Consider the following 10,158-nt stretch of genomic DNA (forward strand, 5'->3'; position numbering starts at 1 on the left):
AGAGACAGTCAAGGATTAAGGTAGAGAATAACAACACTGAAAGATATATAGGTAAATGGATCGGCGTTGAGCTTGATGGAACATTAGCCGAATATAAAGGCGGCATTCCAGTGGAAATAGGCAAGCCAAATAACTATATGCTTTCCATAGTCAAGGAATGGATCAAGTTAGGCCGGGAAGTTCGCATATTCACGGCCCGCGCTTGTGATCCTGCCCAGATTCCAGCGGTTAAGGCGTGGCTACGTCGGCACGGGTTAGGGGATTTGGTAGTAACCAATATCAAAGATTTTGATATGGTGGAATTGTGGGACGATAAGGCTATCCGGGTTAAGCGGAATAAAGGCCATGTTTGCGGCGGGTGCTTACGTCAGAGACAGAAGGTATAGAATCTTATTTCGGCCTCCCATGGCCTTGACGCTTCCCCGGCTTATTGTTGAAGTCTGTGAATATTTCAGTCACCAGCGCCGCCGTTCCCAGCGGTTCAGCGCGGGCCGGTGGCCGGGAAAGCTGTAGCTGATTTTTCAGCCGTGGCGGGCTTCTGGTGCGGATCGACCGCCAGCGCCGGGAGGTGGAAGCAGGTATTCCCCCATTGGGCGAATACCGAAAACGCCCCGGTGCCGATGGTCGCCAGCGCCGCGAGGTGGAAGGGTTGGCCGCGCCTTGGGGCGGATCGACCGCCAGCACATTGAAGCGGGGGTTGAGGGAAACCGAGTCGGTTTAGTGGGTTTTCGGCACGTACAGCCTTAAACCCGCGATAAACCGGAAATCCCTGGTGTTCTGCGTGAACAGTTCCACATCGTGAACCAAGGCCGTGGCGGCAATAAGCGCGTCAGGAATCGCCAGCCCATGACTAAGTGAATAGGTTTCCATCAACTCCATGAAGCATTCCGAGATAACTGCATCCACGGGATAGCGGTGAATCAGCGCCAAGTGTCGCCGGATTTTCAATAACTCCCGCTTATTCAACGCCCCGAAATAAAGCTCCGCCTGAACAATCACGCTCACGGCCATATTGCCTTGACCAATAATCCGCAATTCTTGGACTATGGCCGGGCTATTCTTGTAAAACTCAATTAGGATATTCGTATCGCACAGAATCACGGCGATTGCTCCGGCCATGCCTTCTTACGCAGTGAAGCCGGGTCAATATCCCGCCCCTCCCATAAACCCGCCAAGGCAAAGAAATCATTCTCTTCATCGTCGGGCTTGGTTTGCATGGACTCGGCAAACTTCAATACCGCCAGCGCTTTTGATTCCGGTAGGTTGCGCGTGATTTCAAAAATCCTATCAGCCACGGTTTGCATAACGATTACCCATAGCGCAAATAAATAAGGGTTTCCCCCGGTAATTCGCCCGGCCAAAGGCTAGGCGCGATTATTCAGAATCATACACCCGCCCGCCATGGCCTAGCCGGATCGGCGCAACGGTATGACCGTGGCCTTCCTGCTTTCATCGGGAACCGGATCGGCCCCCACCAAGCCCGCCAGCACGTCAGCCCACGCGCACAGCGCCGCCCGGCGTTCCTCGAAGTAATCGAAGCGGTCGTAAACCCCCGCAATCCCCGGAATCACATGGTTAAGGCAGCGCTCGCAGATGTTCGGGGGAATGTTCAGCGCCGCTAGCTGGGTGCGGACGGTGCGCCGGAAATCATGCACGGTGAAGGGTTCCAAGCCATGGGGCAGGCTTTCCAAGGCGGTGTTCAAGGTCGAAGCCGCTACGGGTCTATCCCCTCGCCTAAGCCCGCAACGGGCCGGAAACACGAAGGCACTCCCACAGCCCAATATTTCAAGCTCGCGCAACGCCTCAACCGCCATCGACGGTAAGGGGATGCGTATATCGTGGGCATTCTTCGCCCGCTTCGCCGGTAAGCTCCAGACGGCGGCGTCAAGGTCGAACTCTGCCCACGGTGCGGCCAAAAGCTCCATTTTGCGAACCCCCAACGCCAGCAGCAGCCGCACAGACAACAGGTTTTGCCGGGAGAAGCTGGCGGATTCATCCATGGCCCTGAACAGCGTGGCGACTTCCACCAAGGACAACGCCCGCTCCCGCGCCTTCTCGGAACCGCCCGCGTCCTTCACGCCGAAGGCGGCGGCGGGGTTGTGTTCCAGGTAATGGCGGGTGATGCCGAAATCGAAAACCCGTTTCAGCCAGCGCAGCACGTCGTTAGCCGTCCGCCGCTTGCCGGTGTCCACGATGTTCAGAAGCACCTGGTCAATGTGCAAGGGCTTCACTTGGTCCACGGGCAAGCCCCCGATGGGGGATTGATGGATGTACTTGTTGAGCCGTTGCCGGATCATGTCAGGCCGCTTCAACTTGCCGTCCACATACCGGCTCAAGAATTCGTCCGCCACTTCCGCCACGGTCCTTACAAAGCTTTGGGCTTCCTCCTTAGCGCGGTTTTCGGCCTTCCGCTCTTGCTTTTCCATGGCCGGGTCGAAACCCAGCGTCACCCGCGCCCGTAGCTCCTTGACCAACTTCCGCGCTTCTGCCAGCCCCACAGCGCCATAAGCCCCCAGGTTCATCACACGGGTTTTCCCGTCGATCTTGTAGCGGAAGCGCCAAATCGGCTTGGCGTAGCTGGGTTTCCCGTTCGGTCCTTTGGGCCAGCGCAGGTAAAGCCCGTTCCCATCCGCAATGCCTTCAAAAGGTTCCCCGGCGGCGATAAGCCGCTTGATTTCCAGGTCTGTGAGTTTCGCCATTGCCTACCAGCCGTACAGATTCAACGAAGCGCTTGTAACCCGTCATATTCAACGGGGGGTGTACCCAAGGGTGTACCCATTTTTTCGGCCTCTAGGCCGCGTGGTTGCTGGGTTTTTGGCCCTTATAGCACCAAGGCGGTGCGATTTTTCGCGGGTCGGACGGGCGGCGGGGGGTGTACCCATGAAAATGGGTACACCCTTGGGTACACCTTTCGAGTGCGATTCAATGATACGGCATGATAGCGGATGACACAAAAAAGCCCTGAAAATCAGGGCTTTAGCTTGTTCTGTGATATGCGGTGATACGGGATGAAACCCCCTCAGATTTTTTTCATCTTGATATTCAACGTCTGCACCCGATAGGCAATCTGTCTCGGGGTCATGTTGAGCAAACGCGCCGCCTTGGCCTGCACCCAGCCGGATTGCTCCAGCGCGGCGATGACCTGCTCGCGCTCGTCCAGCCCATCAATGTCGAATTCCGGCTTCACCTGGCTGGCAGGTCCGACGACGGCGATTTCGTCCTCCAGCCCGGTCATGGCGATGACCTCGCGGTCGATCACCCCGTCGGGACTCATGATGGCCGCCCGTTCCAGGCAGTTCTCCAACTCCCGCACGTTGCCCGGCCAGTCGTGGCGCATCAACAGCCGGATGGCGCTTTCCTTAATGGAGAGAGGCCGCCCGCCTTGTTGCTTTGAAATGCGCTGCAACAGGAATTGCGCGAGTTCCGGGATGTCCTCAAGCCGCCCCCGCAACGGCGGCATGAAGATGGGCATCACGTTGAGCCGGTAGTACAGGTCTTCGCGGAACCGGCCCGCCTCGACCTCCTCCTCCAGATTGCGGTTGGTGGCGGCGATGACGCGGACCTGCACCTTGAGCGTCTGGGTGCCGCCCACCCGGTCAAATTCGCCCTCCTGGATGATGCGCAACAGCTTGGCCTGGAAGGCGGGGGAAGTCTCGCCGATTTCGTCCAGGAAGATGGTGCCGTGGTTCGCCAATTCGAAGCGGCCCTTGCGCTGGCTGATGGCGCCGGAGAACGCGCCCTTCTCATGGCCGAACAATTCCGATTCCAGCAGGTTGTCCGGCAGCGCCGCGCAGTTCAGCTTGACGAAGGGACCGCCCGCGCAGCCCGAGTTGTAGTGGATGGCGTTGGCGATGGCCTCCTTGCCGGTGCCGGATTCGCCCCGGATCAACACGGTGGTGTTCCATTTCGCCACCTGCCGGATGAGTTCGAATACCCGCTGCATGGGCGTGGAATGGCCGACGATGTTGTCGAAGCCGTAATTCTTGCGGAGGCTTTGCTTTAACTGGTCGCGTTCCATGGCGAGGTCGCGCTGCTTCTGCTCCATGCCACGCAATAGCTCGACGCTCTGGGCGATGAGGTTGGCGACCATCTCCAGGAAGCGGGCGCGTTCGCCCAACAGTTCAACGCGGCTGGGCTGCATCGCCAGCACCCCGACCAGCTCGTCGTCGCCGACCCGGATGGGCGAGCCAATGAAGGCCAGCGCCGGGTCGTACAGCCCCAAGCGGCCCAAGAAGCGGGGCTCGTCGGCGATGCGGTCCACCACGATGGTGCTGCCAGCGTCCAAAATGGTGCCCATCAAGCCTTCGCCCGGCTCGTAGCGCACCGGCTCCACGGACTGCCGACCATCGCTGCGCAGCATGGAGCTAACCACCAGCGCGTCGCTTTCCTGCTCGCGCAGGGCCAGCATCCCGGAACGCATGTCGGCGCGTTCCTGCAAGACCTTCAACACGCCTTCCAGCTTGGCCTTCAGCTCCAAAGGCCGGTTCAGCACTTGGCTGACGTGGTAGAGGGCGTCCAATTCCCGTTCGATCAATTGAAGGCGATCAACCATAGGCATAGGGTCTCCACGGAGTGGCCTGCGCGTCGTTGATGGTGAATTGGATATGCACGCGGCAACCGTTCTGGTAATTGGGATCGAAGCGGATCAGTCCAAGATGTTGATTCACAACCTCCTGCGCCATGGTCAGGCCGGTGCCGGAATGGCGGGCGCGGCCATCGTTCTTGGTGGAGAAGAATGGCTCGAACACCCGGAGGCGCAGTTCGTCAGGAATGCCGGGCCCGGTGTCCTCGATGCAGACATGCACCAGTTGTTCATCCGGCCAGGTGGAAATGCGCAACTCGCGATGGACGATCCCGCTTTGGTTCATGGCTTCGATGGCGTTGTCGAGGATTTGCTTGAGCATGGTGCGCAACTGGTTCTCCCGGCCCATCAGGTTGGGCAGCACCGGGGTGGGCTTCCAGTCCACCACCACGCCGCAGGAGAGTAGGCGGGGAGTCAGCAGCACAATGCACTCATGCAGTAGTTGATTCATGTTCACTGGCGTCAGGGCCAGGGTGTTGTTTTCGGGAATGCATTTTTTGAGCCGACCGATGGATTCCTCGCCCGCCACGCGGATTTGTTCCAGGATATCCACCAGGGCGCTGTTCTCATGCTCCTGACCACGGCGGGACAACATCGTGGTGGCCGCGTTGAGCAGGTTGATCGGGCCTTGGATGTGGTGGATGGCCCCGGACAGGGTTTCCCGGAGGCTTTGGATTTTCTCCTCCTCGGTCATCAGCGCCTTGAGGGCGTTGAAGCGGATTTCCTCGGCCTGCTTCTTTTGCTGGGTAATATCGGTCAGGGTCAACAGCAAATAAGTGTGGCGGCTTTCCCCGAAAAAAGTGTCGATGCTGTCATCTTCTTGGCTAAACCAGCTTCCCGCGCAGGCGAACCAGTAGGGCATGTAATGGCCGCCCCGGTCGAAGCGCACCTCGCGGTTGCGGAAACCGGACTTCGACCGCTTGATCCGCTCCCATTCGTCGCCCATTTCTTCCCGCAGAATGTCGATGAAGGTCCGGGCCGGGTCGGCCAGCTTAAGGTCCGCCGCCAGCGCCTTGTACATGCGGTTGTCCAGGGCCACCCGCCCGGACTCGTCCAGCAAGGCGGCGGCGACGGGCATGGAATCGACCACGGTCTCAATGAGGGTCTTCTGCTGGCGGACCTGCTGTTCGAGTTTGTAGACCTCGGTCACGTCCCGGTGGATGCCGATGTAATGGACGGTTTGCCGTTGCTCGTTGAGGATGGGGGCGATGGTGACATCCGCCAGATAGCGGCTGCCGTCCTTGTGGCGGTTGAGCAAGTGCCCCCGCCAAGGCCGCTGGGCCTGCAACGCCTCCCACAGCGACTTGTACACGGACTTCGGCGTGCGCTTATCGGACAGCATGGATTCGTTCTGGCCGAGGCATTCGTCCGGCCCATAGCCCGTGGTGCGGGAGAACGCCTGATTGGCGTACAGGATATTGGCATCGGAGTCGGTGATCGAGATGGCGAGCGGGGCTTGCTCGACGGTCTCCGCGAACAACGCCAGTCGTTCGCCGTCGGTGCCGGGGAGTTCGGCCAGACGTTCGTTATTCGGATTGGCGGGATGGTGGGGCGGGGTTTGGGACATTGCGGAATGCCTCCTTGGTCCAAGGGTTTTTCTCGATCAGGCAAGCAGAAAATATGCCGCCCTATTCTCTCGTTTCGTGCCGCTGATGGGAATGTCGCTTTGACCACAATCGCGGCCAACACGCAGTGCCAAGCAGTGCATCTCATTGAAAATAATTGATTTTTTATGTAGCCATGGGGCGATGCCGAAGGTCGCCGGAATGGCGGCGTTGTCGCAATCATGGCAGAAGGATAAAAAAATTGTCGGAAATACGACAAGCATATCTTAAGAACCCATCATTCGGGCAAGATGGACCTGGCGCTCCATGAAACCTGATCCGCAACAAACGGAAATCTAGTAGTTACCAACTTCACCCCCACTTCACACTTCTCCCCTCCCCCTTCATACCCCATTCCCATCGCCGCCCCATCCTTATTCCGCGTTTAAAAATGCCTTTCCTCACGCGGAGAACGATCATGAACAAGCTCCTGTTATGGCTGCTCCGGCTCGTCCTGGTCGGCGGGCTGCTGTGGGCCTTTGGCCTGCGGGCCGAAGAAAAAGCGGACGCGGCGGGCGACAAAACCCTCGCCCCCTACTTCTTTATCCATAGTGACGACCCCAACACCGACCGCCTGCCGCTCAAATCCACCGAGGTGGAAGCCACGGCCTCCGGCGTCATCGCCGACGTGGTGGTGCGGCAGACCTACAAGAACGAAGGCACCCGGCCCATCGAGGCGCAGTATGTGTTTCCCGGCTCGACGCGGGCGGCGGTGTACGGCCTGACCCTGCGGGTCGGCGAGCGGACCATCGAAGCCAAGATTAAGGAGAAACAACAGGCCAAGGCCGAGTATGTCCAGGCCAAGGCGGCGGGCAAAAGCGCGGCCTTGCTCGAACAGCACCGGCCCAACGTGTTCCAGATGAACGTCGCCAACATCCTGCCGGGCGACGACATCCGGGTGGAACTGCGCTATACGGAATTGCTGGTGCCCACCGACGGCACCTACCAGTTCGTCTATCCGACCGTGGTGGGGCCGCGCTATTCCAATCAATCGGCGGCGACCGCGCCCGCGTCCGAGCGCTGGATCGCCAATCCCTATCTGCGCCAAGGCCAAGAGCCGACCAGCGCCTTCAGCTTCAAGATGGCGCTCAACGCGGGGATGCCCATCCAAGACATATCTTCCCCGTCCCATCAGGTGGACGTGACCTTCCAGGGACCGAGCCGCGCCGTGCTGGGCCTCGCCGCCAGTGGCCGGAACGAGAACAACCGGGACATCATCATCGACTACCGGCTGACCGGCCAGGGCATCGAAAGCGGCCTGCTGCTGTACGAGGGCGAGAAGGAAAACTTCTTCCTCGCCATGGTGGAGCCGCCCGCCCAAATCAAGCCGGAACGGATTCCGCCCCGCGAATACATCTTTATCTTGGATGTGTCCGGCTCGATGAACGGCTTCCCGCTGGACACCGCGAAAGCCGTGCTGCGCGACCTGATTGGTGGACTCAAGCCCGACGACACGTTCAACGTGTTGCTGTTTTCCGGTGCCAACGAATTGCTGGCCGAGCGTTCCCTGCCCGCCGACCCGGCCAGCATCCAGACCGCCCTGGACTTCATCGACCACCAGCGCGGCGGCGGCGGGACCGAATTACTGCCAGCCCTGCGACGGGCGCTGGCGATTCCCACCGACGCGGGACGCGCCCGCAGCTTCGTGGTGGTGACGGATGGCTATGTGGCGGTGGAGACCGAAGCCTTCGACCTGATCCGCCAAAACCTGGGCCGGGCCAATGTGTTCGCCTTCGGCATCGGCTCCTCGGTGAACCGCTTCCTCATCGAAGGCATGGCGAAAGCAGGACTAGGCGAGCCATTCATCGTCACCCAGCCCGACCGCGCCGCCGCCGAGGCCGAGCGGTTCCGCCGCTATATCGAATCGCCGGTGCTGACCCACATCGGCTACGAGTTCGACGGCTTCGACGCCTACGACATCCAGCCGGTCAAGCTGCCGGACCTGTTCGCCCAGCGCCCGGTGATCCTGTTCGGCAAATGGAAGGGCAAGAAAGATGGCACGCTCACCCTGACTGGCTTCACCGGCACCGGACCATTCCGCAAGCGCTTCGACCTGGGCGACATCGAAGCCCGGCCCGACAACGCCGCGTTGCGCTATCTGTGGGCGCGGAGCCGACTGGCCGATTTGGCGGATTACGAGAAGGTGCGGCCCGGCTCCGAGTTGGCGCAGGAAATCACCACGCTGGGCCTGACTTATAACCTATTGACTTCGCACACCTCCTTCATCGCCGTGGACACGGTGGCCCGCAACGCCAACCCGGAGCAACAGACAACGGTGAAGCAACCGCTGCCCTTGCCCGCTGGCGTCAGTGATATGGCGGTCGGTGGCACGGTGCCGTCCGGGCCGGAACCGGAAACCTGGCTGCTGTTCGGTGCCGCCAGCGCGGTGTTCGGTTGGGCCAGAAGGAGGCAGGCGCGTCATGGCTGAAGTCACCGCCCAGATAAATAACGCAAGGGATAAAGCGGCGCTTTGCTCCCTCTCCTTACGGGAGAGGGGTGGGGTGAGGGCGATCAAACAAAGCTTTCCTTCCAATGCGCACTTTCGAGATTCGGCGGATTGGGTCTCCGACTTCCTCGCCCGCTTGGCCGAATTGCTGCGGAATTCGCGGGTGCTGCTGCCGCTGCAAGTGCTGGCGCTGTGGCCGGTGTGGCGTTGGTACGGGTTACGGATGGGCGACGGCTCGGACGAGCCGCTCGGCCCGCTGGCTTTGGGATTGGCGCTCCTGCTGCTGTACGGGCGGCGGCGGGAACTCCGCGCCGAACCTCGCGCCGTTCCGCTGCTGATGGCGGGGCTGCTGACCTTGGCGCAAGCGGCGGCGTCGGACTGGCCGCCGCTGGTGCGGGCGCTGTTGGGCATCACGGCGCTGGGTTGTAGCCTCGCCGCCTTCCTGCCGAAACCCCGTGAGGCCGCGCCGCTGTGGGTGTTGCTGGCGTTATCGCTGCCGCTGGTGGCCTCGCTCCAGTTTTATGGCGGCTATCCGCTGCGGCGGCTGGCGGCGGAAGGCGCGGGCTGGTTGCTACAAAGCTTCGGGCTGCCAGTGCTGGCCGAGGGCGCGGGGTTGCGTTGGGGCCAGCGCTTGATGGTGGTGGACGCGCCGTGCAGCGGGGTCCACATGCTGTGGGTGGGGCTGGTGATGGCGAGCGCCGCTTCGGCGGTGGCGAACGCCGCGCCGGGACGGCTGCTGCTGAATTTGGGGTTGGCGGTGGCGCTGGTGCTGGTCGGCAATGTGCTGCGGAACGCGGCGCTGTTCTTCAAGGAAACCGGCTTGGCCTCCCTGCCCGCCTGGACCCATGAGGGCATCGGCTTGGCCTTGTTTGTGTTGGTGTTGGTGCCGGTGGCCTTGGTGTGTTTGCGCCGAACCGCCGTAGGTCGGGCATGTATTCACATGCCTGACATTTCGAGCCGAGTATGGGCGTCGGGCATGAGCACACGCCCGGTCTACGGCTTGGTCATCCGAGTCACCGCCATGATGTTTTTGAGCGCCGCCGCCTGGAGCGCCGTCGTTTCTCCATCCACCGCGCCTGTCGTGAGAGATACGGACTTCGAATGGCCCACCCGTTTTCAGGGCCGCGAGTTGATCCGCCTGCCGCTGGTGCCCGCCGAAATCCGTTGGCTGCGCGACTTTCCCGGCGCGGCGGCGCGGTTCACCGATGGCGAACGGGAGTTGCTGATCCGTCGGGTGGAGCGGCCCACCCGGATGCTGCATCCCGCCGCCGATTGCTTCCGGGGTGTGGGCTATGCGGTCGGGACGCCGGAAATCCGCGAGGTGGCGGGGGCGCGCTGGAGTTGCTTCGTCGCCCGCAAGGATGGCGTGGGGCGGGCAGTGTGCGAGCGCATCCATGATGAACACGGCGGGGCGTGGACGGATGCTTCGGCGTGGTATTGGAGCGCCCTGCTTGAATCGGGCCGGGGGCCGTGGTGGGCGGTGACGGTGGCGGGGATGTAGACCGACTCGGTTTCAAAAACCGAGT

At 61.2% G+C, this 10,158-nt stretch carries 9 protein-coding genes; 3 read left to right on the forward strand and 6 right to left on the reverse strand.

The features are described 5' to 3' along the window. Positions 1 to 386, forward strand: a 386-nt coding sequence (locus ACXWUF_RS11830; RefSeq protein WP_458494875.1) for a hypothetical protein, incomplete at its 5' end; no start/stop codon positions are given. A gap of 331 nt (positions 387 to 717) precedes the next feature. Here ACXWUF_RS11830 and ACXWUF_RS11835 read toward each other — a convergent pair. The 6 genes from ACXWUF_RS11835 to ACXWUF_RS11860 form a co-directional block, all read right to left on the reverse strand. After that, the gene (locus ACXWUF_RS11835; protein WP_458494876.1) at positions 718 to 1,119 is read right to left on the reverse strand and encodes a PIN domain-containing protein; all 402 of its coding nucleotides are present in this window, start codon (positions 1,117 to 1,119) and stop codon (positions 718 to 720) included. Continuing rightward, positions 1,098 to 1,304, reverse strand: a complete 207-nt coding sequence (locus tag ACXWUF_RS11840; RefSeq protein ID WP_458494877.1) for a hypothetical protein — start codon at positions 1,302 to 1,304, stop codon at positions 1,098 to 1,100. Before ACXWUF_RS11840 ends, ACXWUF_RS11835 begins: the two co-directional genes overlap by 22 nt. A gap of 102 nt (positions 1,305 to 1,406) precedes the next feature. Next, positions 1,407 to 2,699 (reverse strand): tyrosine-type recombinase/integrase, encoded by a 1,293-nt coding sequence (locus ACXWUF_RS11845; protein ID WP_458494878.1) that lies wholly within the window; start codon positions 2,697 to 2,699, stop codon positions 1,407 to 1,409. A gap of 320 nt (positions 2,700 to 3,019) precedes the next feature. Then, complete coding sequence (nifA, locus tag ACXWUF_RS11850) at positions 3,020 to 4,552, reverse strand: nif-specific transcriptional activator NifA (RefSeq protein WP_458494879.1); 1,533 nt, start codon at positions 4,550 to 4,552, stop codon at positions 3,020 to 3,022. Continuing rightward, entirely contained in the window at positions 4,545 to 6,149 is a 1,605-nt protein-coding gene (nifL, locus tag ACXWUF_RS11855) for a nitrogen fixation negative regulator NifL (RefSeq protein ID WP_458494880.1), read from the reverse strand. Before nifL ends, nifA begins: the two co-directional genes overlap by 8 nt. Before the next feature lie 36 nt (positions 6,150 to 6,185). Then, positions 6,186 to 6,410 carry a hypothetical protein gene (locus tag ACXWUF_RS11860; RefSeq protein WP_458494881.1) on the reverse strand — a complete coding sequence of 75 codons (225 nt, stop codon included), beginning with the start codon at positions 6,408 to 6,410 and terminating at the stop codon, positions 6,186 to 6,188. Positions 6,411 to 6,604: 194 nt separating this feature from the next. Between ACXWUF_RS11860 and ACXWUF_RS11865 the strand changes: the two genes are divergently transcribed. Together ACXWUF_RS11865 and ACXWUF_RS11870 are read left to right on the forward strand one after the other, a co-directional pair. After that, positions 6,605 to 8,614 (forward strand): VIT domain-containing protein, encoded by a 2,010-nt coding sequence (locus ACXWUF_RS11865; RefSeq protein WP_458494882.1) that lies wholly within the window; start codon positions 6,605 to 6,607, stop codon positions 8,612 to 8,614. A 73-nt stretch (positions 8,615 to 8,687) separates the two neighbouring features. Further along, positions 8,688 to 10,133 (forward strand): archaeosortase/exosortase family protein, encoded by a 1,446-nt coding sequence (locus ACXWUF_RS11870; protein ID WP_458494883.1) that lies wholly within the window; start codon positions 8,688 to 8,690, stop codon positions 10,131 to 10,133. Positions 10,134 to 10,158 lie beyond the last annotated feature (25 nt).

This window comes from Methylomagnum sp. (assembly GCF_054333355.1).

Excerpts from the sequence above, each read along its gene's own strand:
- nifA (WP_458494879.1), bottom strand. The coding sequence starts at position 4,552 with ATGGTTGATCGCCTTCAATTGATCGAACGGGAATTGGACGCCCTCTAC.
- ACXWUF_RS11835 (WP_458494876.1), bottom strand. The coding sequence starts at position 1,119 with ATGGCCGGAGCAATCGCCGTGATTCTGTGCGATACGAATATCCTAATT.
- ACXWUF_RS11840 (WP_458494877.1), bottom strand. The coding sequence starts at position 1,304 with ATGCAAACCGTGGCTGATAGGATTTTTGAAATCACGCGCAACCTACCG.
- nifL (WP_458494880.1), bottom strand. The coding sequence starts at position 6,149 with ATGTCCCAAACCCCGCCCCACCATCCCGCCAATCCGAATAACGAACGT.
- ACXWUF_RS11845 (WP_458494878.1), bottom strand. The coding sequence starts at position 2,699 with ATGGCGAAACTCACAGACCTGGAAATCAAGCGGCTTATCGCCGCCGGG.
- ACXWUF_RS11865 (WP_458494882.1), top strand. The coding sequence starts at position 6,605 with ATGAACAAGCTCCTGTTATGGCTGCTCCGGCTCGTCCTGGTCGGCGGG.
- ACXWUF_RS11860 (WP_458494881.1), bottom strand. The coding sequence starts at position 6,410 with ATGCTTGTCGTATTTCCGACAATTTTTTTATCCTTCTGCCATGATTGC.